Annotated in this window: 23 protein-coding genes; 14 read left to right on the forward strand and 9 right to left on the reverse strand. The window is 50.6% G+C overall.

The window, feature by feature from the left end; all coding sequences use genetic code 11:
• Positions 1 to 7: 7 nt before the first annotated feature.
• Genes GY634_RS11140 through GY634_RS11160 form a run of 5 tightly spaced genes read right to left on the reverse strand, consistent with a single transcriptional unit; the run spans position 8 to position 5,716 of the window.
• Entirely contained in the window at positions 8 to 1,069 is a 1,062-nt protein-coding gene (locus GY634_RS11140; protein ID WP_166408606.1) for an alcohol dehydrogenase, read from the reverse strand.
• A 17-nt stretch (positions 1,070 to 1,086) separates the two neighbouring features.
• On the reverse strand, positions 1,087 to 1,788 hold the full coding sequence (locus tag GY634_RS11145; protein WP_166408607.1) for an ABC transporter ATP-binding protein: 702 nt from the start codon (positions 1,786 to 1,788) through the stop codon (positions 1,087 to 1,089).
• Complete coding sequence (locus GY634_RS11150) at positions 1,772 to 3,553, reverse strand: branched-chain amino acid ABC transporter ATP-binding protein/permease (RefSeq protein ID WP_166408608.1); 1,782 nt, start codon at positions 3,551 to 3,553, stop codon at positions 1,772 to 1,774. Before GY634_RS11150 ends, GY634_RS11145 begins: the two co-directional genes overlap by 17 nt.
• A gap of 21 nt (positions 3,554 to 3,574) precedes the next feature.
• Positions 3,575 to 4,447: a branched-chain amino acid ABC transporter permease gene (locus tag GY634_RS11155; protein ID WP_166408609.1), complete on the reverse strand. Its 873-nt coding sequence runs from the start codon at positions 4,445 to 4,447 to the stop codon at positions 3,575 to 3,577.
• A 57-nt stretch (positions 4,448 to 4,504) separates the two neighbouring features.
• On the reverse strand, positions 4,505 to 5,716 hold the full coding sequence (locus tag GY634_RS11160) for an ABC transporter substrate-binding protein (RefSeq protein ID WP_166408610.1): 1,212 nt from the start codon (positions 5,714 to 5,716) through the stop codon (positions 4,505 to 4,507).
• A gap of 184 nt (positions 5,717 to 5,900) precedes the next feature.
• On the opposite strand from GY634_RS11160, the gene GY634_RS11165 reads away from it, so the two are divergent.
• A complete protein-coding gene (locus GY634_RS11165) occupies positions 5,901 to 6,932 on the forward strand; it encodes a LacI family DNA-binding transcriptional regulator (protein ID WP_166408611.1) in 1,032 nt (343 codons plus the stop codon).
• Here the strand turns inward: GY634_RS11165 and GY634_RS11170 are convergent.
• Positions 6,929 to 7,984, reverse strand: coding sequence for an NAD(P)H-dependent flavin oxidoreductase (locus GY634_RS11170; RefSeq protein WP_166408612.1), 1,056 nt, complete (start codon positions 7,982 to 7,984; stop codon positions 6,929 to 6,931). The two genes, GY634_RS11165 and GY634_RS11170, sit on opposite strands and share 4 nt — an antisense overlap.
• A gap of 185 nt (positions 7,985 to 8,169) precedes the next feature.
• Here GY634_RS11170 and GY634_RS11175 point away from each other — a divergent pair, with 185 nt between their 5' ends.
• From GY634_RS11175 to GY634_RS11185, 3 genes are read left to right on the forward strand one after another with little or no spacing between them, the layout of a single operon-like run.
• Positions 8,170 to 8,718 (forward strand): ATP-dependent zinc protease family protein, encoded by a 549-nt coding sequence (locus GY634_RS11175; RefSeq protein ID WP_207625579.1) that lies wholly within the window; start codon positions 8,170 to 8,172, stop codon positions 8,716 to 8,718.
• Between the two features lie 24 nt (positions 8,719 to 8,742).
• The gene (locus GY634_RS11180; protein WP_166408613.1) at positions 8,743 to 10,275 is read left to right on the forward strand and encodes a UUP1 family membrane protein; all 1,533 of its coding nucleotides are present in this window, start codon (positions 8,743 to 8,745) and stop codon (positions 10,273 to 10,275) included.
• Between the two features lie 3 nt (positions 10,276 to 10,278).
• Entirely contained in the window at positions 10,279 to 11,271 is a 993-nt protein-coding gene (locus tag GY634_RS11185) for an alpha-L-glutamate ligase-like protein (RefSeq protein ID WP_166408614.1), read from the forward strand.
• A gap of 707 nt (positions 11,272 to 11,978) precedes the next feature.
• Here GY634_RS11185 and leuA read toward each other — a convergent pair.
• Positions 11,979 to 13,664 (reverse strand): 2-isopropylmalate synthase, encoded by a 1,686-nt coding sequence (gene leuA, locus GY634_RS11190; protein ID WP_166408615.1) that lies wholly within the window; start codon positions 13,662 to 13,664, stop codon positions 11,979 to 11,981.
• A gap of 277 nt (positions 13,665 to 13,941) precedes the next feature.
• Here leuA and GY634_RS11195 point away from each other — a divergent pair, with 277 nt between their 5' ends.
• Positions 13,942 to 14,748: an AraC family transcriptional regulator gene (locus GY634_RS11195; RefSeq protein ID WP_166408616.1), complete on the forward strand. Its 807-nt coding sequence runs from the start codon at positions 13,942 to 13,944 to the stop codon at positions 14,746 to 14,748.
• Position 14,749: 1 nt separating this feature from the next.
• Here GY634_RS11195 and GY634_RS11200 read toward each other — a convergent pair whose 3' ends face one another.
• Positions 14,750 to 15,970, reverse strand: coding sequence for an MFS transporter (locus tag GY634_RS11200; protein WP_166408617.1), 1,221 nt, complete (start codon positions 15,968 to 15,970; stop codon positions 14,750 to 14,752).
• A 100-nt stretch (positions 15,971 to 16,070) separates the two neighbouring features.
• On the opposite strand from GY634_RS11200, the gene GY634_RS11205 reads away from it, so the two are divergent.
• The 9 genes from GY634_RS11205 to GY634_RS11245 all read left to right on the forward strand — a co-directional run bounded on the left by GY634_RS11205 (position 16,071) and on the right by GY634_RS11245 (position 25,047).
• Positions 16,071 to 16,862 (forward strand): AraC family transcriptional regulator, encoded by a 792-nt coding sequence (locus GY634_RS11205; RefSeq protein ID WP_242683688.1) that lies wholly within the window; start codon positions 16,071 to 16,073, stop codon positions 16,860 to 16,862.
• 90 nt (positions 16,863 to 16,952) lie between these two features.
• Positions 16,953 to 17,600: a LysE family translocator gene (locus tag GY634_RS11210; RefSeq protein ID WP_166408618.1), complete on the forward strand. Its 648-nt coding sequence runs from the start codon at positions 16,953 to 16,955 to the stop codon at positions 17,598 to 17,600.
• 87 nt (positions 17,601 to 17,687) lie between these two features.
• Positions 17,688 to 18,566: a LysR substrate-binding domain-containing protein gene (locus GY634_RS11215; RefSeq protein WP_166408619.1), complete on the forward strand. Its 879-nt coding sequence runs from the start codon at positions 17,688 to 17,690 to the stop codon at positions 18,564 to 18,566.
• A 241-nt stretch (positions 18,567 to 18,807) separates the two neighbouring features.
• Positions 18,808 to 20,031: an aromatic ring-hydroxylating oxygenase subunit alpha gene (locus tag GY634_RS11220; protein WP_166408620.1), complete on the forward strand. Its 1,224-nt coding sequence runs from the start codon at positions 18,808 to 18,810 to the stop codon at positions 20,029 to 20,031.
• 18 nt (positions 20,032 to 20,049) lie between these two features.
• A complete protein-coding gene (locus tag GY634_RS11225; RefSeq protein WP_166408621.1) occupies positions 20,050 to 21,015 on the forward strand; it encodes a PDR/VanB family oxidoreductase in 966 nt (321 codons plus the stop codon).
• A 22-nt stretch (positions 21,016 to 21,037) separates the two neighbouring features.
• Positions 21,038 to 21,910: an NAD-dependent epimerase/dehydratase family protein gene (locus GY634_RS11230; protein ID WP_166408622.1), complete on the forward strand. Its 873-nt coding sequence runs from the start codon at positions 21,038 to 21,040 to the stop codon at positions 21,908 to 21,910.
• A 49-nt stretch (positions 21,911 to 21,959) separates the two neighbouring features.
• Complete coding sequence (locus GY634_RS11235; RefSeq protein ID WP_166408623.1) at positions 21,960 to 22,574, forward strand: NAD-dependent dehydratase; 615 nt, start codon at positions 21,960 to 21,962, stop codon at positions 22,572 to 22,574.
• A gap of 9 nt (positions 22,575 to 22,583) precedes the next feature.
• Positions 22,584 to 23,756: an oxamate carbamoyltransferase subunit AllG family protein gene (locus tag GY634_RS11240; protein ID WP_166408624.1), complete on the forward strand. Its 1,173-nt coding sequence runs from the start codon at positions 22,584 to 22,586 to the stop codon at positions 23,754 to 23,756.
• Entirely contained in the window at positions 23,737 to 25,047 is a 1,311-nt protein-coding gene (locus tag GY634_RS11245) for an amidase (RefSeq protein WP_166408625.1), read from the forward strand. Before GY634_RS11240 ends, GY634_RS11245 begins: the two co-directional genes overlap by 20 nt.
• 63 nt (positions 25,048 to 25,110) lie before the next feature.
• On the opposite strand, the gene GY634_RS11250 is transcribed toward GY634_RS11245, so the two are convergent.
• Positions 25,111 to 25,545: a hypothetical protein gene (locus GY634_RS11250; RefSeq protein ID WP_166408626.1), complete on the reverse strand. Its 435-nt coding sequence runs from the start codon at positions 25,543 to 25,545 to the stop codon at positions 25,111 to 25,113.
• Positions 25,546 to 25,752 lie beyond the last annotated feature (207 nt).

Consider the following 25,752-nt stretch of genomic DNA (forward strand, 5'->3'; position numbering starts at 1 on the left):
TGGCACCTTAAGCCTCAGGTGTCATCACCATACGACCTAAAATCTTGCCTTGCTCTAGGTCTTGCAACGCCTGACCCAGTGCATCCAGCGAACATGTCGTGACCGGAATCAGCGACAGGTTTTCTTTGGCAACTAGTTCCACTAATTCTTGCAGTTCACCTAACGACCCTACGTAACTGCCCTGAATAGTAATAGCGCGCATAGCAATCAACGGTAAGGGCCACGGAGCTGCTCCACCAAACAAGCCCACCAGCACCATGTGACCACCCTTAGTCACTACGTTAAAGCCTAGCTCGGTAGTTTGCGGGTTAGACACAAAGTCCAGTACGTCGTATACCGCACCGCCTACGGCTTTTTGAATCTGCTGTGCTGCATCGTCTGCATTAGGGTCTACAACTGCTACGGCGCCAGCATCCAATGCGGCTTGGCGTCTGGCCGCATCAGGCTCAACCACTACAGCGCCTTTAGCACCCATCGCTTTCAGCAAAGCCAACGCCATCAAACCCAGACCACCAGCACCAATAATCACCATGTGATTACGCTGCAAACGAGCCTGATTGAACTTGCGCAATGCGGAATAGCAGGTCAAACCCGAACATGCCAGAGGCGCTGCTTTAATTGCACTCACCCCTTTCAGGTCTACCAAGTAACGCTCATCCGGCACCACCAGATGGTCAGAATAACCACCGGGACGATTAATCCCTACGGTACATGGTGTCAGACAATAGTTTTCCTGACCTGCCAAACACACTTCGCAGTGACCACAACCGTTCCATGGGTAGACTAAGCGCACATCGCCTACTTTCACGTTACGTACTTCGTCGCCCACAGCCAGCACCATACCCACGTTTTCGTGGCCCATGGTCAAGGGCAGCTTCACCCCACGCTCCGCCATAGACAAACGTTTGCCATGCCCCAAGTCATAGCCACCATGCCAAAGGTGCAAGTCAGTGTGACACACACCGGCTGCTTTCACGCGCAACAAGATTTCTTTGCCTGTGGGTACGGGTACAGCGCTTTCAGTTTGCACTAGCGGCTGCCCGAACTCCAACACTTGCATACTTCTCATCAACTGCTCCTGCTTTATCAATGCCCCAAATAGGCGCGACGCACATGGGGGTTGCCCAACAACTCTTCCCCTGTACCTGACAACACAATGCTGCCGTTTTCCAGCACGTAGCCGTAATCCGCCAAACGTAAGGTGTGAAAAACGTTTTGCTCTACCAGCAGCACCGTGATGCCTTGTTCGGTGACTCGACGCACCACATCGAACATCTGCTCAACCAGCAAAGGCGACAAGCCCAACGACGGCTCATCAAACAGCAACAATTTAGGGCACGCCATCATGCCGCGCGCAATCGCCACCATTTGCTGTTCACCGCCGGACAGCGAACCTGCAAACTGGTCTAAACGCTCACGCACACGAGGGAATAGCTCCAGCACTTCTTCTAAGCGCTCAGCCACCACAGGGCGTGCTTTTTTGCGGTACGCCCCCATCAGCAAGTTGTCTTTCACGGACAAAAATGGAAACAGTTGGCGGCCTTCAGGAATCATGGTGATGCCTAAATCCACAATCTCGTGAGGGGCTAAACCATTGGTTTCCTGCCCTTGAAACGAGATACTGCCGCGACATTTCAACTGACCGCACAACGCTTTAAGCGTGGTAGTTTTCCCTGCACCGTTAGCACCAATCAGCGTAACAATTTTGCCTTCTGGTACCTCTAACGATACGCCTTGCAAGACTTCACTCTTGCCATAGCCTGCATATAAATCACGAATTTTGAGCACGTAGATACTCCTTGCCTAGATACGCTTCAATGACTCGCGTGTCGTTAACCACTTCTTCTGGTGCACCACCGGTCAGCACTTGCCCTACGTTGATCACCACTACGCGATCGGACAATGCCATCGTTGCTTGCATCAAGTGCTCAATAAACAGAACCGATACCCCTGAATCACGAATACGACGCACCATATTGATGGCTCGTTCCACGTCAGTAGGGTTCAAACCTGCCATAACTTCGTCTAGTAGCAAAATACGTGGGCGTGTTGCCAATGCGCGTGCTACTTCAAGACGTTTCAAACCACCAATAGTCAGACTACGAGCTTCGGAATCCAAGCTAGCCGTCAGTTCCGTTAGCTCGGCCACTTGTCTAGCAATGGCTTCTGCTTCTCGTTTGTCTGTGGTGTGCATGAACGCACCCAACATGATGTTTTCTAGAACGCTTAAACCAGAGAAAGGCTGAGCAATCTGGAAGGTACGGCCTACACCCGCTTTAGCAAAATCTTGCGGTGTGCGAGGTTGTACCCAACTGCCATCTTCCAAACGCACACTCACGGTACCGTTATCAGGAATAATGAAGCCTGAGAGCTGGTTAAACACCGTAGTTTTACCCGCACCGTTAGGCCCAATCACACCCAGAATTTCGCCTTCATGCAATGTCAGCGATACATCATTGGTGGCATGCAAGCCGCCAAAGTGTTTATTCAGGTGCTCGGCCTTCAAGATAGGCTCGCCTTGATGCGCTGCACTGCTCTTTGGCATAGCCGCTGCTGGAACAGCTTTAGTACGTGGCCCAGGCAAACGGTCGATGAACTTTAATGCCCACCCACCAAACTGCCCCACAATACCGCGCGGCATGGTCAATACCACCAGTACCAGCACTACACCGTAGATAAAGCCGTGCATACCACTACCAAAGCTACCCAACCAGCCACGGGCCAGCTCAGCAATTGGCACTACTAAAATCGTACCGGCCAAAGGCCCCACTACACTGCCCAAACCACCAATCAAGGCAAACATCGCGATCTGAATGGAAAGTTCCAACGAGAACGCGGCAGATGGCTCAATAAAGGTCAGGTACATCGCGTGGAACGAACCCACAATACTGGTAAGCATGGCGGAAATCACCGCTGCTTTCAGTTTGACGTTAACAGTATTAATACCTACAGCTGGAGCCGCGAACTCACGCTCACGCACGGCCACCAAATAGAAGCCCAAACGGGAATGGCGGATCCACCATGTCACCCAAATGGCCACTACCAGCATGCCAAAGGCCACTAATAGGTAGGCCCATTTCTGACGGAAAATCATCCATTCCAAACCAATGTTTAGTGGCACGCTTAAGCCTGCCGCACCACCTGTCCAATCGGACTGGTGTACGGTCAACAGCTTAAACACCTCTAACACGGCAATGGTGGCCAAGGCGAAAAACGGTCCGCGTAGTCTGAAGGTTGGGTACGCAATCATCACGGCTACCAGTGCCGAAATACCTGCCCCCACAAACATACCCAGCCACGGCGTGATGCCGAAGTTGATCACCAACAGCGTTGCCGTATAGCTACCTACGCCATAGAACACCGCATGGCCCAAAGACAATTGACCTGCATAGCCCCCAACAATGTTCCATGCTGTCGCCAATGCGCCGTAGACACAAATCAGCACAAACAAGTGGTACACAAAGGGGGACTGAATAATTAACGGTATAACGACCAGCAATGCCAGGCAGAGCAAGCCTACATAAACCCGTGGTTGTCGAATATCAGGAAACACGAAAAACCTCTCTTGCCCGGTTTACTCAGAACCTCGTCCCAGCCCAAACAGGCCAGTAGGACGGAAGACCAGAATCAGAATGAAGATGGCGAAATACACCACTTCTTTAAGGTCCGGCGCAACGTAGTAGCCAGCCAAGCTGTCTACCAAACCAATCAGTAACGAGCCAAATAGCGCCCCGGTCAAGCTACCCATACCACCCAGCACAACGATTACGAAAGCGGTCAGTACAAAGTAACTACCAATGGTGGGGAACACTGGGTATTGGGGAGTCAACAATGCGCCACCTACCCCAACAAACGCCGAGCCAATCGCAAAGGCCAAGATGTAAATCACTGGTACGTTTACGCCCATTAACGACGCGGCATACTGATGCTGTGCTACCGCTCTAAAGGCTCTACCCAAGTAAGTACGTGTCAAAAACACGTGCATACCCCATGCCAACAACAATGCCGCAATCAACGTGATTAACGGACCTTCGCCAATACTGAACCCACCCACAAAGAACGTGCCAGTACCCACATCGGTTTGAATAGCCAATACGTCAGCACCAAACACCAGCAACGCGAGGTTCATCAATGCGGTGGATACACCCACAGTCGCAAAAATTTGTATGTGCCCGTCTGCGCTAAGCAGAGGTTGAATAATGGCACGTTGCATTAACGCGCCCAGGCCAAACAATAAGATCGCAATGGGTACGATGGCGACGTAAGGGTGCCAGCCCAATTGCGTTGAAAACAAATAGGCAGCATACATAGCCACCATCAAGAACTCGCCGTGGGCAAAGTTCACTACCCGAATCACACCAAAGATCAGCGTTAAGCCGATACTGATAATTGCGTACGCACCGCCCAACAGCAGGCCGTTAATCACCAGTTGCAGAAAAATATCCATTGCAGCTTCCTTCTATCGTCATGCCCGGCTTTGTGAGCCGGGCAGACGTTTCATGCATTACTTATTAACAATGGGTTTTGCTACGGCAGCGGCTTCTGGCCACACGGTCAACAACTTGCCATCTTGCCATTGCATCAGCGTTGTAGTCGCTGCGGTGTTCTGGCCGTTTTCAGCAAAGTCAAAGCCCCAGCCTGTTGCGGTAGAACCTACTGGTTTTTTGTAGGCCAGTACGGCTTCACGGATTTTGTCTGCATCCATAGAACCGGCTTGCTCGATGATGTCAAAGAACGCTACGGCACCCACGTAGTTAGCCAAGCTGTGGCCGGAACGTGGTTCGCTGTTGTACTGCTGTTTGTAGGCTTCTACGAAAGCGCCCAAACCTGGAGCACCCGCTTCGTTGGTGTTGTACTGAGGGAAGTCCACATCAAACGCACCTTCAATGGTGTCGCCCAATGCTTTAGCTGTATCAGTCAGCGAGTAACCACCACCTGCACCCAATACGGCTTTAGGTTTGTAGCCAGCGGATTTTGCCTGACGGAAGAACAAGATAGTGTCGTTCTGGTAGGAGGTTTGCAGCACTACATCTGCCTGTGCACCACGCAAACGCAGAATCAACGCAGACAAGTCCACCGCTTTAGCCGAGTAAGGCAGCACTTCCACTACGTCCAAGCCCAACTCTTTAGCGCGTTCTTGCTGGAAAGCACCCAGTGTTTTACCGTACAGACCGTCTTCGTGAATAATCGCGACTTTCAGGCTTTTAGGATCCACACCCAGTTCAGGGGCAATTACGTCCTGTACAGCATCAACCATCGCATAAGCGAAGTCTCTAGCGGTGGAGTTACTACGGAAAATGTTTTGGTAGCCACGATCGGTCACGCTGTCAGACACCGCACCCAATTCAAAGTACGGCACACCTGCCAGTTCAGTTACCTGTGTTGCGGCGTAGGACAATGCGGACGAGAAACTACCGAACACGCCTTCTACGTTTTCAACGGAGGTCAAACGGCGCGCTTCACCCACAGCTTGGTTAGCGTCCACCGCATCGGCTTTCACCAATTTGATTTGTTTGCCCAGTACGCCGCCTTGTGCGTTGCGCTCGTTGACGGCCAGCTCTAGACCCCTATAGCTTTCATCACCCAGCTGAGCCAAGGCTCCGCTGAAGGGATACAAAGCCCCCATACGAATTTCTTCAGCAGCCATTGCCGCCGAGGACATGGCCAATACTGCGGCCGTTCCAGCCAGCAAAGAAGTTACTTTCTTGAAACGCATACTGTCTCCTTTATCAACACCAACTTGTGGCGTTACGCCAAACAAATCACTAGTTTCCTTATTTGAAGCGCTTCAAATGGTGTATATAAAAAAAGAGCAGTTAAGATGGATACAAGCTCATTTATAATTTGAAGCGTTTCAATTCATTTGCTGCTCATTATTACAACCACTAAAATCCTTGTCAATGAATAAGAACTACAGACTTTCCCGTACTAAAAAGCCTACCTTGGCTGACGTTGCTAAGCTAGCAGGCGTCTCGTTAGGCAGTGCTTCGCGTGCTCTTTCTGTACCTGAGCAAGTCAAACCCACCACCTTAGAAAAAGTAAATCAGGCTGTTGCACAGCTAGGTTATATACGCGACGGCTCGGCTCGCGCATTGGCGTCACGTCGTACCCACACCATTGCGGCGGTCTACCCTACGCTGAACAACCCTATTTTTGCGCAGTCTACGCATTCCATGCAGCAAGCTCTGTGGGACAGGGGTTACCAGCTGCTGATTGCGAGCCACGAATACCATACCCAAGACGAACTCCCCATCGTGCGCGCCACCCTAGAGCGTGGTGTGGACGGCATTATCATGGTGGGTACAGATCACAGCGAAGAAGTGTTTTCCATACTATCGCAGTTAAATATGCCCTATGTGCTGACGTGGTCGGTGGACGATAGCCACTACCCTTATTGCGTGGGCATTTCTAACTTTGATGCGTCCTATAAGCTTGCCCAGTATGTGATCAAACACGGCCATACACGTATTGCCATTTGTGGTGGCCCCATCGAAAACAACGAACGTTCGCGTGGCCGTCGCAATGGTATTTTGACGGCTGCCGCACACGCGGGTATAGAGGTTCCGGAAAAGTGGATGACCATACAACCCTTCTCGTATAAGGGTGGGCGTCAAGGTTTACGCGAGCTCTGGGCCTTAGAAGATAGGCCTAGTGTGCTATTTTGCGGTACCGACTTACAAGCCATTGGGGCACTGTACGAATGCCAAATGTTGGGCATTCGTGTGCCGGAAGACTTATCTATTGTGGGCTTTGACGGCATGGAAGAAGCCACCATGGTGCACCCAAAACTCACCACCATACGCATACCCGCGCATGATATTGGATCACGCGCGGCGCTGCTCATGCTTGAACTATTGGCCGGTAACACACCCCCTAAAGAACAGCCTATTCAAACCGAAATTATTCCGGGTGAAAGCTTAGGTAGGGTTTAAGCCATTTCCTTCACGATAGTGCGTAGTAATTGGGCGGCAGACATCTCTCGGGCGAGGGGTGCTCCCTGCCCTGCCCATTGTGCGGCGAACTCATGATTACCCTGCGCCACCGCAGCAGCATTTAACTGTTTAGCCAGATCGTAGGTCAGTGGATAAGACGGCACAGCAGGTGCATCTTTGGCATCCCCCCACTGAATCAGTTCATTCACCATGCCACGCGCTGGGCGACCTGACATCACTGGCGTTAAGCACGTAGTAGCAGCGCGTTCGCTGCGTAGGTTTTCGCGATAACTGGTGTTCGCAGCAGACTCAGGGCACAAAATAAATGCCGTACCCATTTGGGCTGCTACTGCCCCTAAATCCAGCATGGCGCGTACGCTTTGTCCATCCATAATGCCGCCGGCTGCCACAATTGGCCTATGGCATTTTTTGACCAACAAACGGGTTAACACCGCCGTACTCAAACGCTCGTCTGGGCCGTCTGGGTTAAAAACCCCCCTATGCCCACCCGCTTCAATGCCCTGCGCAATAATCACATCAATACCTGCTTGCTCCAATGCTTTGGCCTCGCGCAAACTGGTGGCCGATGCCATCGTCAAAATACCAGCCGCTTTTACGGCGGTTAAGTACGCATCGTCCGGAATACCAAAGTGAAAACTCAAGACAGCAGGTTGCTCGGCTAATAGCAAAAACTGCAACGCTGGATCGTGCAAAAATGAGGTGTAGACCTCTGCTAACCCCGTAGGTGGTGTGGCACCGAATCGAGCAAAATGTGGGGCAAAGTAGCGAATCCACGCCTCTTCACGTGCGGCGTCAAACTGCGCTGCTTTATGGCAAAAGACATTCACGTTAATAGGCTTATCGGTTAAGGCTCGCGTGGCTGCCATCATGGCACGCGCCTGATCTACCGTACTCGCCCCTAAGCCCAGCGACCCAAGCCCACCCGCATTACTAACTGCGGCGGCTAACTCGGGCGTTGCCACCCCTGCCATCGGTGCTTGAATAATAGGGGACTCCAACCCCAAGGTGGCTATTAGATCTAGCTGTGTCATGGTTGCGTTCCCCTTTACTCTACATGTGCCCTCAAGCCTTTTATCATACTACTGGGCGCTAGAAACCGCAGGAAGGCACCTTCGCAGAGAAACAAAACGTATCAATCTTTGACTATATACAGTCATTTTTTCCGTAGTTCCTCTGTTAAAATCAACCACTTGCTGAAAAAAATCAGGAGGTAGTGTTGACTCATACAACACGTACACACGCCACACCCCGTACGCTGAAACATCTATTCTCAGCATGCGCCTTGGTAACAGGTCTATTTTCCACCGCCAGTTCTGCCACTTCTATACAAGCGCTAGAAATTGCAGGCTACGTCGAAAAAGTACAAATTGCCGGTACAGACCTAGTTTTTGAAGCAAGACTAGACTCTGGCGCTACCACCTCGTCGCTGAACGCTTTAGATCTAGAAGCATTTGAACGTGACGGCAAAGACTGGGTACGCTTTGACGTCGTAGACCCTACGGATAAAAACAAACGCATTTCGCTGGAATATCCCGTCAAACGCAATGTACGTATCGTGCGGCACGACGGCAATCACCAAAACCGTCCTGTTATTCAATTGCCGCTGTGTATTGGCACTCACGAACGCCTAGAAGACGTGTCGTTAGTCGACAGATCAGAACTTACCTATCAACTGTTGGTAGGCCGCAATCACATGCGTGGTTCTATTCTTATAGATTCAGGCAAACGCTTTATGCACGAGCCCAGCTGCTCTAGTGCTTCTTAATTTGGTCTTTCGCTACTAGTTCTCATGAAACGATTACACCTACCATTACTGGTATTTGTGTTGCTGGCTGTTGCCTGCAGCCTTTTCTTTTATAAAGTCACCGTCCTGCAATTTCCCCTCATGCCTGTCAGTCAGGTTGAGGCGTGGACCGTAGAAGCGAATGTGGACTTTGTGCCCTCAGGCAGCTCGGTCAAAGCTGAACTGCAATTACCCGACTACACCCCCGGCTTCACCATTGTGGACGAAAGCTTTATTTCGCGTGGCTACGGGTTAAGTACCCAAACCACCAAGGATGGCCGTACCGCTACCTGGACACAGCGCCGCCCCGGTGGCCCACAAACCTTGTATTACCGTGTGCAGTTAGTACGCGATAATCAACCCATCGCCCAGCAAGGCTTTCCCGGTGTAGCCGCTAGACCCGAGCTACCTCCCGCCCTAGCAACTGCAGCCGATGCCTTATTAGACGACATTCGCAGCCGATCTGCGGACATTGATTCCTTCAGTACTCTGTTGGTACAAGAGGTAAACCGCAGTCAGCCTAGCGAAAACGTGGCGGCCTTTTTGGCGCGTACAGCAAGCTCATTAGAGCGTACCCAACTGATTGTTGATTTGCTGGCGGGTGCCCGCATTCCAGCACGGGTAGTGCATGGCTTTAGCCTAAGCGATCGCAGCCAACACCAAAACGCTATTCCTTGGCTGCAATTTCACAATACCCGTGAGTGGGTAGCGCTGAACCCCACTACGGGCGAACGTGGTTTCCCTGAAGACTTCCTCGTCTGGTGGGTAGGTGATAGCTCCAGCCCGCTCACGCTAGACCGTGCCCGTCAAGGTAAGGTCACATGGTCCACCAGCAGTAGCTACCTGGATGCTATGACCGCCGCGAGTCAAGCTGCGGCACAAAAACACGAAGACAGTTTCTTAAGCTTCTCGCTAGAAAAACTGCCTATTGATGTGCAAAACACTTACCGCATCTTGCTGCTGTTGCCACTGGGTACGCTGCTGATCGTGTTCTTACGTAACGTGATTGGCTTACGCACCTTTGGTACCTTTATGCCCGTGCTGATTGCCTTGTCCTTCCGAGAAACGCAGTTAGTACACGGTGTCATCATGTTCTGCACCATCGTAGCCTTAGGTTTAGTACTGCGCTTTTATCTGGAACACCTGAAGCTTTTACTGGTGCCCCGATTAGCGGCTGTTGTCACCATTGTGGTGGTGCTGATGACCTTGCTCGCCGTGTTCTCGCATCAGTTAGATATACAAGCCGGTTTGTCGCTAGGTTTGTTCCCTATTGTGGTGCTGGCCATGACCATCGAACGCATGTCCTTAGTCTGGGAAGAGCACGGCCCCGCCGACGCCATCCAACAAGGTGCAGGCAGTTTGGTCGTCGCCGCCGTGTGTTACCTGCTGCTGGTGAACCGCTATGTAGAGCACATATTCTTTGTGTTCCCAGAATTGGTTCTGGTGGTGTTGGCCTTGCTGTTAGCCTTAGGTAGATATACCGGCTACCGCTTGTCTGAGCTGTTCCGTTTTAGCTCACTGCCACGCCTGAAGGAGTAAGCCATGAAACGATGGATCAGTCCGCGAGAACTGCATCGTCTGGGCATTGCTGGCATGAACCAACGCAATGGCGAGTACATTGCCAAGCTGAATCCACGCAGCCGCTACCCTTTGGTGGATGACAAAATACTCACCAAGGAGCTCGCCATCAAAGCAGGCGTGGCGGTGCCCGAACTGTACGGTGTGATTCAAACGCACCGTGACATACGTTCGCTAGGCGCCATGTTGCAAGACAAGTCCAGCTTTGTGATCAAGCCGGTGCATGGTAGTGGTGGTAGTGGTATTTTGGTGTTCAATGGCAAAGACGACAAAGGCGCGTATCGTCGCGCTAACGGCCGCATGATGAGCGCCGAGGCCTTAGCGCACCACGTCAGCAACATCTTGGCAGGGGCGTACTCCCTAGGGGGCAGGCCCGATACTGCCATGATCGAGCAACGTGTAGAATTTAGCCAAGCCTTTGAGCACCTAAGCTACCAAGGCGTGCCAGACACTCGCATTATTGTGTACCGTGGCTGCCCAGCCATGGCCATGATACGCCTGCCCACCCGTCACTCTGACGGCAAAGCCAACCTGCACCAAGGCGCTATTGGTACGGGTATAGAGTTAGAAACCGGGTTGACGACTTCGGGGGTATGGCTGAATCAACACATCACCCATCACCCTGATACCGAAGTAGCGGTAGCGGGCCACGCTATCCCTGACTGGGACGTGCAACTGCGATTATCCTCACGCTGTTATGACCTGACTGAGCTGGGGTATTTAGGGGTAGATTTAGTACTGGACGCCAACCATGGGCCTATGCTGTTAGAGCTTAACGCACGCCCCGGTTTAGCGATTCAAATTGCCAACCAAGAAGGTTTGCATTGGCGCACCAGAGCCATTGACCACTGGCTAGAAGAACGTGCCGACAATCCGCCTACAGCGGATGAGCGTGCGCATTGGTTTGCAGAGAAAGGGCTACGACGCCTAGTTAAAGAGGCGTTGGAGCGCGGTTAATCTCTACCTGCAGACATTACAGCCCCTATTGTTTATGACGATAGGGGCTGTTTTTATGTATAACCCAGATTTAAAAGCCCGCTTACTCACGACTGGACTGCATTAGCCGACTGTAAAACCCGCATATCAACCACTGTCTGCCGTAGCCTAAGGCTGCGAAAGTATTTTTTTATTTGAGACACCAAATAAAAAAATACTTCCATCCGCCTTTCCTCCGTTGCATGCCACGGTTTTTACTTTGGTAGTTGCTGACGTACTTGATCCTTCTGGAGTCACCCAAAGGCGTGTTTGCTAAAACCTCAAATAATTAAACATACATACCACGCAGAAAGTGATGTGACGAACTCCTAATCACTGCACATCAGAAAGGGCTTTAAACCTATCAATAGCGAAACACTCAGGGGGGCGGAGAGAAAATTTTTTTGATTTGGTGTCTCAAATCACAAAAAATTCTTCTGCAGCTCCCCTGCGCGTGCGATGGATACAGCCGTTATCGTGAACCAGTATTACGAGTCAAAGCCCACTCATCGTTAACCCACATCACGAATAAAACCGTACCAGCACTTAAGAAAGGGCTGTAAACCCAACAATGGCAACACCTCAGGGGAGGCGGAGGAAAACTTTTTTGATTTGGTGTCTCAAATCATAAAAAGTTATTCCGCAGTCCCCCAGCGCGTGCAATGAATACAGCCTACAGCCCTCAACGCCTAGCGCAACAACACCCCAGACACCGTCGCCACAAACCGGTTCATGGCACTAATCACCGCCTGAATAGACGCCGTCACGATATTAGGATGCTGCCCCACCCCAAAACGAGACCCCGGCACACCTGGCCACACCACCTCTACGATGGCCATCGCCTGCGCATCGGCTCCCGCGCCCATGCTGCGCTCTTCATAACTATCTAAACGCACTGGTAACCCCAACGCCGCAACGGCCGCCGCGATAGGTCCATTGCCCTGACCTTCTATGCTGACACGCTGCCCATCAGGCCCCGTCACCTCCAAGACAATGGCTTGCAACCCAGCCTCGGTATCGTGCAAACGATGGCCGTGATACACATAGGCTGGCGAAGGCTGATGGCTACCTAAATAACAGCGCTCAAAGAGTGCCCACAACTGCGCACTGTGTAATTCGGTTTCGCTGCTATCGGCATGTTCTTGCACCACTGCACTGAATTCCACCTGCATACGACGTGGCATCACCACCCCATAATCACGCTGTAATAAGAAGGCAATACCGCCCTTACCCGACTGGCTGTTCACCCGCACAATACTGTCGTAGGTACGACCCACATCGTGGGGGTCTATAGGCAGATACGGCACACGCCACAACGCGTCGGGTTTCTGTGCAGCAAAACCCTTGGCGATCGCATCTTGGTGAGAACCCGAAAACGCCGTAAACACTAAATCGCCCACATAAGGATGACGAGGGTGGATGGGTAAGGCGGTGGTTTCTTCCACAATACGAGCCACGGCCGAAATATCGGAGAAATCCAGCTTTGGCGATATGCCTTGGGTGTACAGATTCAGCGCTAAGGTCACCACATCCAAATTACCGCTGCGCTCCCCATTACCAAACAAGCAGCCTTCTACACGATCGGCTCCTGCCAGCATGGCTTGTTCGGCGCAGGCTACACCTGTGCCCCGGTCGTTATGCGGGTGCACAGACAACACCAGATGTTCACGCCTAGATAAATGCCTATGCATCCACTCAATTTGGTCTGCAAACACATTGGGCGTAGAGACTTCTACCGTTGTCGGTAAGTTGATAATCATAGGGCGTGTGGGGCCCGCATCCCACGCTTCGATGGCGGTATTGCACATTAACAGTGACACTTCTAACTCGGCCATGCAGAAAGTTTCTGGCGAGTATTGCAGCACCCATTCCGTTTCAGGATGCGGGTCTGTAAGTTCACGCAATAACCGCACGCTTTCTTGCACCATGGCTTGAATCTGCGGCACCTCCATGTTGAACACGATTTCACGCCATGCCGGTGCAATAGCATTGTAGAAATGCACAATCACGCGGCGTGCTCCAAGCACGCTACGCACCGTTTCACGTATCAAATCAGGGCGTAATTGCGTGATGACCATGGGGGTCACATCATCAGGAATGCGCTTATCGTCGATCAGGTGACGAACAATGTCGAAATCCGTACGTGACGCCGACGGGAAGCCCACTTCTATTTCTTTAAAGCCTATGCGCACCAACTCATCAAACAAGCGCAATTTACGCTCGCGATTCATGGGTTCAAACAAGGCTTGGTTGCCATCACGCAAATCGGTAGATAACCACACCGGCGCTTTGGTCAGTGTGCGCGACGGCCACTGACGATCGGGCAAATGGATGGCAGGAAAAGACTGGTACTTTTGGGATGGATTACTCAGCATATACACCTCAGGAAATCGTAGAAAGATTTGCCTGACTCCCCTTGCTAGGGAAAAGCTGCGGTGGCTGGGGTCACGGGGAATCAGTACAAGTCATGGTGCGCACAGCGTCGCACTGACCCCAACCTAAAGTCAGGGCGCATAGTAGTCGTAGGCTGTGCTGTACGTGAGGCATGGCGTGAAACCCAAAATCCATACAAGGAATACACAGTGTAGACTTGACCTTCCTGTCTATCTACAGAAAAATAGACAAATTATTGTTCAAAATGGACAGTCTTTCATGATGACCATAGATGGCGGCGTCGCCACGTTTCTAGACTTAACGCAGCACGAAAAAAGTACACTGCTGGTCACAGGTGTGCACGGGCATTACCCCGCCCGCACGCACGTCCCTGCGCACCAGCACGATTGCTATCACTTACTGTATGCCGCTGAAGGGTTGATGCGCGTCGAAACTGATGGCGGCGAATGGCTGCTTCCCCCCACTACCGCCGTGTGGCTACGCCCGCAAACAGAGCATGCTTTTTTTACCTATAGCCAAGTTCGCGCACATGGGTTGTTTATCAAAGCAGAAATCACTAACCACTTAGCCGCTCAAGACGATGTACTGCACGTATCACCGTTGCTGCGTGAGCTGATTATCGCGTTGTCACTAGACAGCGTAACGCCTCCCTCTTTCTCACGGCGTCATCAGTTACTGTCAGAACTACTGCTGGAAGAATTACAGCAACAACAACCGCTGCCCTGCTATTTGCCATGGCCTTCAGACGCCACGATGGCTCAAGTATGTGAAACCTTGACGGCAAACTTAGCGCATCCCTTTACGGCTACCGAGTGGGCCAATCAATTGGCCATGAGCAGCAAAAGCTTTCATCGGCATTTTGAACGCAGTACGGGGATAACGTTTGGACGGTGGCGTCAACAGTGCCGATTACTGCATTCACTGCCTTTGCTGCTCAATAATGCGCCTATAGTCAGCGTTGCACTGACATGCGGTTATGACAGCCACAGCGCGTATACGGTGGCCTTCAAAAAACACTTTGGCGTGTCGCCTTCACACTTTGCAGCAGCAACACGCCATGCCTAAGTTATTCTGCGGCAGCCGTAACAGCAGCATCCGCAGCAGGAGTGTCTTGTGGCAAATGAATGGCTCTACCGGCTCCCATCCCCAAGATAGATTGCAATACGCACAACCCAGTACACACATATAACGGAACCTGCCAGTTACCTACCGAGTCATGCAACGCCCCCAAAACAATAGGGCCAGTTGCCGCCAGCAAATACCCTATGCACTGCGCCATCCCTGATAATGCCGCCGCTTGCGCCGTGGTAGCGGCTCGCATACCAATAAATGACAGCCCCAAAATAAAGGTGCCCGTCACCCCAAAACCAAACACCGTGACCCATACGGTGGCTGCGGCAGGGAACAATATCAAGCCCAACAAACTTACCAGCGAGAGGCTCGCCATCGATACCGCAATACCGCGCTGGTCTTTAGAGCGCTTCACTATAGGCACCAAAATCAGCCCAGGAAAAGCTGTTGCCAACTGCATCAACCCATGCAAAGAACCGGCTTGCGCTTGGCTATAGCCTAAGTCCACCAACATGGCGGGCAACCATGTAGCGACCGAATAATAGGTCAACGAGCTAGTACCAAAGAACAAACCAACCTGCCATGCCAAACCCATGGTCCACACACTGCGTGTCGTGGTTGTTTTGTTAGCCGCAGGAGCCGCCTGAGCACGTACTGCTTTTAGCTGCGGCAGCCATACCAGCGCACTTAACAAGGGCAGCACCAAAAACACACCCAGCGACCACTGCCAGTTCAAGCTTTGCGCCAGTGGCACAACTACGGCTGAGCCAGCCGCCGACGCCACACCCATGGTAATGGCATACACGGCAGTCAACGTGGTAATTTGCGATGGAAAATCACGCTTCAACAGACTAGGCAGCAAGGTATTACCAATCGCAATACCCGCACCCAAAATACTGGTACCCGCGTACAAGCTCCACAAAGCACCGGTAGAGCGCAGCACAATTGCTGCACACATAATCAGCAGCGCTACAAACAGCGCACGTTCCAAACCTATTTTTCGTGCCAATAATGGCGCAAAAGGCGACACCACAAAAAAGCTAAGCAGTGGCAAGGTAATCAATAACCCTGCTTCACTGGTGCTCAGCCCAAACACTGGTCGCAAGCTTTCCAGCAACGGACCAACCGCCGTAAAGGGGCCACGCAAGGTGGTCGCAAAAAGTAAAATCCCCAGCACCAGCCAAGCCGAGCGGGGAAGTTTAGAAAACACTGCCATACCGTCACTACATGTTGAATTAGCCAGCCTCTACCATACCCCACCCCCCTTTTCTGAATTTACTTATAATGACTATTTATTGCTAAAAACGGTCAACCTTATGCTAGACCCTCTGTATCACGCTATGCAGAGCTTTGACCCAGATGCTCTGCCCTACCCCGTCACGGCGCTACGTGTAGACAACGCACGCGAAGAATCCAGTGAATTGCCCTTTCATCGTCACGATAAAGCCCAATTGGTGGTGTCACTACAAGGCGGTGTCATGTGTCAGGCTGAAGGTGGAATGTGGATGGTGCCTCCGCGCTGCGGCGTATGGATTCCGGGTGATATGCTGCACAGCAACCACATCACCGCCAACGGCCAAGTGTGCCTACTGTTTGTAGACCCTACCATTACGGGACTGCCTGAACATTGCTGCACGCTGTCGCTCACCCCCTTAGTGGTAGAGCTGATTTTGCATGTGGCCCAAATTGCCAACCCTGCAAACCTCACCCTGCCACATGAAACCCAACTGATTACCGTACTACTGGAAGAGTTGCGCCGTATGCAGGTAGAGCAACTGCATCTACCTATTCCCGAACACCCGGTATTACAGCGTATTGCCCATGCGCTCATACGTCATCCAGACGACCGTAGCACCGTTGCCCAATGGGCCAGCAAAGTAGCCATGAGCGAACGTACCTTGGCTAGATTAGTACAACGCGAAACCCGCATGAGCTTTGGCCGTTGGCGGCAGCAATTGCACATATTGATCGCCCTACAACGCTTAGCGGCAGGCTTTAGTGTGCAACGCGTGTCGGATGCCTTGGGCTACGAATCGGTGAGTGCCTTTATTACTATGTTTCGCAAAGCATTAGGTAAACCACCGGGGCGCTATATTGCTGAGCAGTGAATATCTCGCTACATCGCTGCATCCTAGCTATCAGAATGCGTAGAATAAGAAACGTACTATTGCCTAACAACAAATCAATAAAGCCTAGTTATGTCTTTAGAATTATTACTGTTATTTATACCCGCCTGTTTTGCCTTAAACATGGCTCCCGGCCCCAACAACCTGCTTTCTGTGTCTGACGCCACCCGTTTTGGATTTGGCGTGTCGTGCTTAGCAGGCATAGGCCGCCTAATCGCGTTTATGGGCATGATCGCCATTGCGGCATCCGGTCTAGCCGTCGTACTGCAAACCTCGGCCATCGCGTTCACCGTCATTAAAGTAGTAGGTGCCCTGTACTTGTTCTATCTAGCATGGCAATTGTGGCGTGCGCCCGTGAGCCAAGCCCCCCAAGAAAGCAATGTTCGCCCCAACAAAAACTACAGCCTATGGAAGTTAATGCGACAAGAGTTCATGGTGGCTGCTGGTAACCCCAAAGCCATTTTGATCCTCACCGCATTCTTACCGCAATTTGTAAACCCTGCAGACGCCGCAGCCCCACAATTCATGGTACTAGGTAGTCTGTTCTTAGGCTTAGAGTGGATAGCCATCGCCGCCTATGCTTACATGGGTGCACACTTAGGGAAATGGTTTGCTGTGCCCGAGCGCCAACGCCGTTTTAATCGTGGTTGTGCGGCGTTGTTAGGGGCTGCTGGGTGCGGGCTATTGCTGTCTAAAAACTCTATGCATCAAGGCGCTTAAGCGCCTGTGCCAACCAGAGACTACTGCTCGGTATGTGGCTGGTGTTATATATTCTAATAAAAGCACAATTAGGAGATATTGCTTGCCATGCAAGTGCCATTACTGAACGCCTTACGAACCTTTACGGTGTCGGCACAACGGTTGAACTTCACCAAAGCGGCTGAAGACTTATTGGTCTCACCCTCCGCAGTTAGCCATCAGATCAAAATTCTGGAGGAGTATTTAGGGTGCAAACTGTTCTTGCGCAAGAACCGATCATTAGAGCTAACTGATCAAGGGCAGTTCTTATTCAGCAGGCTGCAACGCCCTTTTCACGAGATCAATCAGGCCCTGAGTGAACTGCGTATGCCCTATGGCAAAAGCCGCATCAATTTATCATTACGCCCCTTTGTTTCAAGCATGTGGTTTACCGGGCAATTACGCGACTTCTGGTCTAAACATCCAGATATTGAAATTAACCTGCTACATAATCTGCAGGCTCCTGATTTTTTCAGGGATAACATTAATTTCGCCATTGTTTGGGGAAAACAAGGCGATTGGCCGCATCTCAACACTGTGCGTATTATTCCCGGTAACCTGACCCCAGTCTGTTCTCCCTCGTATTTACACGCTCACGGTGCTATTACCTCGCCCAGCGATCTAAACCAACACATACTTATTCACGAAGAAAACCACCTGTGTTGGCAACAATGGCTACACAAGGCAACGGGTCAAGATATGACAGCCAAAAAGGGCTTCCATATTGATGACACCAATGTGCGCATGAATGCGGTGCTCAATGGGCAAGGTATCATGCTAGGTTGTCCTGCGTTACTACAGCCACTTATAGAAGAACAAGAAGTTGTTCAACTGTTTGATGTGTATTTAGATGAGTACGCCTATTTTCTAGCCTACCCCAAACAGGCAAATCTTAGCCTTCAAGAACAAGACTTTGTAGATTGGGTAAAGTCCATCGCCCTGCAGTAACCCCCTCTAAAACAGCCCTACTTAGCATCACTAATGCCTGCTCATTTGCAGGCATTATTTTTTGCTCTCTATTCACCATCGAGCCCCTCGCTACAACCGAATAAGTACTTGGCTTAAAAAAAACTCATCTATTCATCAAATTTGCTCAATTCTCAAGAATGGCTCTGTGTCGCATGATTGGCCTCACCCTAACAACAAACCAATAACTGGTGCGATAACCCCCCTCAAAGGAGACGCCGAGATGAATACAACCGTACGCTCACCCATTGATATTGAAGAGTTTGATAGCAGCTATTTTCAGCAGGAAACCGATGAGGTCTACGCCCTGCCCCCAGAGTGCTTCACGTCGGAAGAATTTTTTCAGTTTGAATTGAATGCCGTTTGGAAAACACAGTGGTTCTGTGTAGGCCGTGCAACTGATATTCCTAAAGCGGGTGATTTTTTCACCTTTGATGTAGGAAATGATGCCCTCTTCGCCGTACGCACTCGTGACGGTGACATTAATATACTGTCCAACGTCTGTCGTCACCGCAATATGCTGCTGTTGGAGGGTGCAGGTAATGTGCGCCGCATTAGCTGTCCTTTGCATGCTTGGGTTTATAACTTAGACGGTGAGTTAGTCTCTGCTCCTGGCCTGACAGACACCGGTGCAAGCTTCGACCCTAAGAGCGTATGTTTACCCAAAATTCGCTCCGAAGTATGGGAAGGATTCATCTTTATTAACTACGATGCATTGGCCCCTGCACTGCATACCCGACTGGGTAATTTAAGCACTCAGCTAGCGAACTACCGTATGTCAGAGCTGAAGTCTTCAGAACCGCTGAAGATGGAAAACTTTGACTGGAACTGGAAAATCTTCAACGACGAGTGCTACCACTGTAGTTTCCTGCATGCCTCTTCGTGGGGAGCCATGTACGAAACCAACCCAGAACGTGTAGATGAAAGCGCCGTTTTCAACGACGTTCCTAACGGCATTGTGTCGTACAACCTAATTTCCACCCACAAAGATGCTGCCCCTACCCATACCGGCTCTATTTTGCAGCCTCCTATGGATTCGCTTACCGATGTAGAGCGCACCCAATTATCGTATGTCACCGTGGCCCCTAATCTTTTGCTAGTCGCCATGCCAGACAAAGTGAAGTACTTCATGTGGCTACCTAAAAGTGCCAAGCAATCGACGTATGGTGTGTCGTGGATGTACCCCGAATCTACTCTGAAACGTGAAGATCACAGAGAGAAATTCGACCAAGAACACGATGACCTTTACCCCGTCATGATTGAGGACCTTTTTGCATGGCGCCGTTCACACATGGGCATGCAGTCCAACTTTGCATCACGTGGTCGGTTAACTAACGAAGAGCTGGTCATCAAACGTCTACAAAACTGGCTGATTGATCTCTACCGCGCGGAAGACCTCCGTGCTGACGAAAAAAGCCGAGTATTGCCTATCAGAGTGATTGCTTAAGGTTCCAGGAGCAGCATCATGCAGCAAACATTGCAAACACGCGTGCTAAAAAAAACCATGCTGTCAGATCGGGTAGTGGGGTTAACTCTGGCACTACAGGATGGGACTGAGTTTCCGCACTGGGAACCAGGAGCACATATTGAATTGGAACTGGCAGTGTCCAGAACTGAGCCTTTGTATCGTCAATACTCACTGTGCGGCCAACAAGCCAATACTCGTGAATGGCAAATAGCAGTTCTAAAAGACGACGCTAGTCGTGGTGGCTCCACCTACATTCATGAGGTGTTGCAAGAAGGTGATGCTCTACCTGTCAGCATCCCCAAAAATCACTTTCCGTTTGCTGCAAACAAGAAGTGCTTCTTCATTGCGGGCGGCATAGGCATTACGCCTATTGTTCCTATGATCCAAGCTGCTGCGGCGGCTGGTTTGGACTGGCGCTTGCTGTACCTAGCGAGGAATCAGTCTGACTTCATCTTCGTTGAGTCTCTACAGAAATTAGACGCCTCGCGCATTACTACCCATGCGTCCAATCAAGACGGCTTATTTGACTTAGCAGCAGCCCTGCAAGCATTGGATCAAGACACCACCGTGTACTCATGCGGTCCACAAGCTTTGTTAAATGCGCTGGAAACCTATCAACAGGAGCAGGCGCACATAGGTTGGCAATTAGTAGTAGAGCGGTTTTCTGTGGAAACCACAGCAGAGATGCTAACTGGCAGTAGCTTTACCGTGACGTTACAAAAGTCCGGAAAAAGCATTGCGGTGGCCAGTGACGAGACCATTTTGTCAGCCCTGAAACGCGAGGGCATACGCGTGAAATGTTCGTGCCAAAACGGTAGTTGTGGCACATGTGAAACCGTTGTCATTTCTGGCCTGCCAGAACACCGAGACTTCGTACTTTCTGAAGAAGAACGGCAATCAAATGAAACCATGATGATCTGCGTATCACGCGCGTTATCAAGCGAGTTGGTTTTGGATCTATAAAAATAAACAGGAAAAAAACATCATGAAAAAAGTGGTAGTAACTGGCGGCTCTGGTCGCGTTGGCTCCTACGTAGTTCAGCAGCTCATGCAAAGCATGGAGGTAGTCGTTGCTGACTTGAAACCTAGCCAGCATCAGGTGTCATTTATTGAAACTGATGTAATGGATCTAGATGCCGTACGCGCAGCCACCAAGGATGCTGATGCGGTTATTCATTTAGCCGCCATTGATTTCGACTGGAAAGCGCCGGAAGAACAATACATCAATGTCAACGTACGAGGCACATGGCATGTACTGCAAGCGTGTAGGGAAAATGGCGTTAAGAAAGTGGTGCTGTGTTCCAGTATCTCAGCCTGCGGCCTGTCAGAAATGCGCGCCGACTGGAAACCCCAAAGCCTGCCCGTTGACGAAACCCATGAGAACAAACCTTATCAGGCATACAGCGTCAGCAAAATCATGATGGAACAAATGGCAAAAAGCTTCAGTGATGCCACCGACATGGAAATCATCTGCTTACGCCCACTAGCGGTTGTCTTGCCTGAAACCATCGATGCTTACATACAGTTTGTGGACACCAAAGACCGTAACTGGCTGTTCTATTACATTTGGGCTGCCGATTTGGCACGTGCCTTCGAGGCAGCCGTCAACATAGAAGGGTTACGTTACGGCGTGTTTTTCATTAGCGCAGATGACACCTCGCACCCTCTTCCCACTACAGAGTGGTACCAAAGCATTATCGGCTCTGTTCCTGAAATTAAGAACCCACGGTGGTATCAAGAGAACCCACGAGCGTCTATTTTCAGCAGTCATGCTGCCAAAGAAATCCTAGGCTGGCACCCAAGTACAGACTTTAACCAATTGCGTGAAGAGTACGCCGTCGCCAACGATCCGGCGTAATCACAGACTCACTACCCTACTACTAAAAACTTAAAAACGGAGACGTATCATGACAGGAATAAAAACAGGCATATTGGACTGGACTGGTGATAACCCCTTTATTTACTTAAAAACCGATCCAGAACAGGACTGGTCTTCTCTTTCGTTGTATTTCCGTATTGCCAGCTCTGAGTACGGTAGTGGCCACGCCATATTGGTAGTCGATAATCCATACCAAGCAGGCAGTGACAACGATACCCGTTTGCTTATCACCGACAATCAGCCTTTGGCTGAATATTTAGTCCGTGACTTCGTACGTCACTTTGGCTTATTCCGTAAAGCAGTAGCCTTGGATTCATTAAAAATCATCAGTGATGGCGTATTCCACACGGTCAACCACTATCCCGAAGTAGTGACGGAAAGTGTGTCGTCCAGTAGCGCCAACCTCAAGGTAGAAATGCAGTGGCATAACATGTCACAACCGGCCATTTGCGTCGATCTGCCACAGGACCAAACACAAACTCAAAAACATGAAATGATGTGTGTGTTCCATCCGGCACAGCACGCCCGTGTTTTGGTAAATGATGTTGCTTTGCCTGGTAGCACCATTGAGCGTGACTTCAATGGCACTCGTGCACAATCAGCCAGCCTCGCTAACAGTGAAACGTGGGTACGTGTAGCGTAAGGAGGCATTATGGTTCAGCATGTAACTCACCACGCATCAGCCGTTATGCCTTTCTGGACAGGCGTAAAGCTACTGCAAGATATTCTGCCGTCACACTCTCGCCTGGTACTACATGCCGGGCCTCCTTTTCGTGACGCCAATGAGCTTCCCTCTGCCATACGCAACTCGGTGCTCATCGCTATTCAATATGAGGGCTGGGCAGCAAACAAAGAAACTGCACAAACACTGCTGGACACGGGAGGCGTTCAATTAGCTCCTGCTCAAGACTATGGTGTTGTAGTCCCACTCGCCGGTGTCGCCACCCCTTCTATGTATGCCATAGAGGTGAGCGATCACAATCAGCCTGACAACAAACGATACTCAGTGTTGAATGAAGGCATGCAATGGTGCACCCGACTTGGCATCTATGCCGATGATATGCTGCCCCATTTGCGCTGGTTACACCACGATTTAGGGGCTCGACTTGCGGCCAATTTTAATGGCCATATCAATTTAGCCCCAATCCTGCATACCTCTCTACTGAACGGTGACGATGGCCATGCTCGTACTATGCATGCTTCCCGTCTTTTGGCCGACATTATTGTCTCGTGGGGCATTAATGATGAACGCAGCACCAATTTCCTCTATGGTGCCATGGCGTGGGCTCTGAACTACTGGATGGCTGCTAGTGCACTCATTTTGGCTACCCAGTCACACTCTGATGATGGAGACGCCATTATCAAAGTAGGAGGTAACGGGCTGCGTTTTGGCTTACAACTCGCAAACAGCAACAACTGGTTGGTGGTTGATGCCCCCTCTATTGTGGGCAATAAAGAAGCCGGCAATGAGCACGCCACAGCTCTGGGTGCTCTGGGTGATAGTGCCGTGGTGGACTTTGTAGGGCTGGGCGGGCAGTGCTTAGATATTGCCAGCCTAAGCGCCCAGAACCTGCACGCTTTCTTACCCGTTGACTACCTTACTCGCCAAAACCGCTTCCTGACCACCTCACTGCCCTTTCTGGCTGGACGTAACGGCATTACCAACTTCACCAGTGTGATCTCACAAGATACCGGCCCCCTAGTACTGTTAGGCATGATTGATGGCGCGGGTGAACGCGGGCGCATAGGGGGCGGTGTAGCCACAGTAACTGCCCACTTATTTCAAACACTACAGGAGTGGCCCCATGAAACGACAGTGGTTTAAGCTGCCTTTGCATCAATTGCTGCATGTCCTCAATACCGGTGAAGCCTCTCTACCCGATATTGTGGCCTCTTTTTATGAGCGCATTGCCACACGTGATGGGCAAGTTGGTGCTTGGCAATACCTGATTGATCAAGAAGACTATCTGGCCGAATATGAAAGCCGCAGCGATTTCTACAATGCATCCCCTTTGCGGGGGCTGCCCTTTGCCGTAAAGGATGTGATTGATACTGCCGACATTCCCACTACGATGGGCTCTGTTATTCATCAAGACCGTATCCCTGACATGGATGCATCGTGTGTGACGGCGATGAAAGCAGCTGGTGGCATATTAATGGGCAAAACAGTTACTACCGAGTTTGCCTACTTCCAAGCTGGGAAAACCAATAACCCACACGACCCTGAGCGTACTCCAGGGGGGTCATCCAGTGGTTCCGCAGCAGCAGTTGCCGACTACATGGTACCTATTGCCTTTGGCACCCAAACCGCTGCCTCTGTCATCCGGCCGGCCTCTTATTGCGGTTGTGTAGGTTATGTGGGCAGTAAGAACGAGTTTTCACTGCGCAATATACAGCCCTTAGCACAATCGTTAGATTCACTAGGCATCATCAGTAATGACGTGCTGGACACACTCTTAGTACGAAATATTTTGCTGCATAAATCCTTAGAGCCCACCCCTCATACAAAGCGTACACCCTATCTTTTCGGGGTTTTCTCAGGTGAGTTGTTGGGTAGTATGCAAGAAAAAATGCTAGAAACACTGCAGGAGTGTCAGCAGGAACTTATTGAACAAGGACACCAGCACATAGAGTTTCCACTGCCTGATGCAATAGTTGAACTTACCACCTTACATAGCCAAATTATGGCCTATGAAGTTGCCCGTAATCTACTGTATGAGCAACAACAGCACGCCACACTAAGCAGTCATATGCAAGGATTAATCGCTACAGGTTTAGCCCTACCCTATACCGAGTATGTGGCTGCGTTGCAGAAAGCCGAGCTGCATAAACAAAGGTTATTACAGTGGTTCGAAAACACGGGAGCAGACTTTATTCTGGCCCCTGCTGCATCCGGTGTAGCACCTTACAAAACAGAAGGTACCGGCGCACCTTTCATGAGTAGAGCCTGGCAGCTTGTTGGCTTACCTGTAGTTTCTTTACCCTTAGGCTATTACCAAAAATTGCCTATGGGTTTGCAACTCATCGGCAAGCCGCATTGCGATGACAGTTTGCTATTACACGCCAAACACCTGCAACAGCATTTTGCCAATCACCATCCTGCGTTTGCACTGTAATTCATCGCTTATTTTATTCATACGTCCTGTACTCACAGGACGTTTTTTATTGGCTAAGCAACCTTAGATTTTAGGTAGCAGATATTTCTCCAACACCCATTTCAACCCATATAACGCAGCAAAAATCACAGCTGAAATTGCTAAAAAATCAGCACTAAAAACGCTTTGCTGTGCATGAGGCAACTCTAACAACACATGTTCATTTGCAGGCCTTGCGTAAGTCATCGTCATTGCAGGCCTGGAAAGCTTAGCTTGCAAAACAATATATTGCCCATCCTGCGTTTCCTGCAGAAGCAGTGTTTCTACGTTGATGGTTTGCTGATCTTGCTCTGAACTGCTGTGGCAGATACGTTTAGTACCCTGTGCCCAGTTGTCTGTACTTTCGGGACAATACGCGGTCAACACTTGCCCATCACCAAGATGAACAGTCATCCATCCTTCTGAACGTGAAGCGTAATCGCTGCTTACCGTTACGTCGGCCAGACTTATGGTGGTCATGATGTTGATCCCTTTGGCAGTTAAACCTCGTCCTTCAATCTGCAAGAAGCAGGGAGTGAGTCAATCTGTGGTGAGTGCTATAAAATTCTATTCTATAGAAAACCGGATGAGAAGACGGTTTTCCTATAAGCAGAACTGCGTTTATCTTTGTGACGTTTGCTATAAATCAACGTAATTTCTGCCTCAAAAACAAAAAAACAGCCCTGT

This window comes from Paenalcaligenes suwonensis (assembly GCF_011290505.1).
GTDB lineage: Bacteria > Pseudomonadota > Gammaproteobacteria > Burkholderiales > Burkholderiaceae_B > Paenalcaligenes > Paenalcaligenes suwonensis.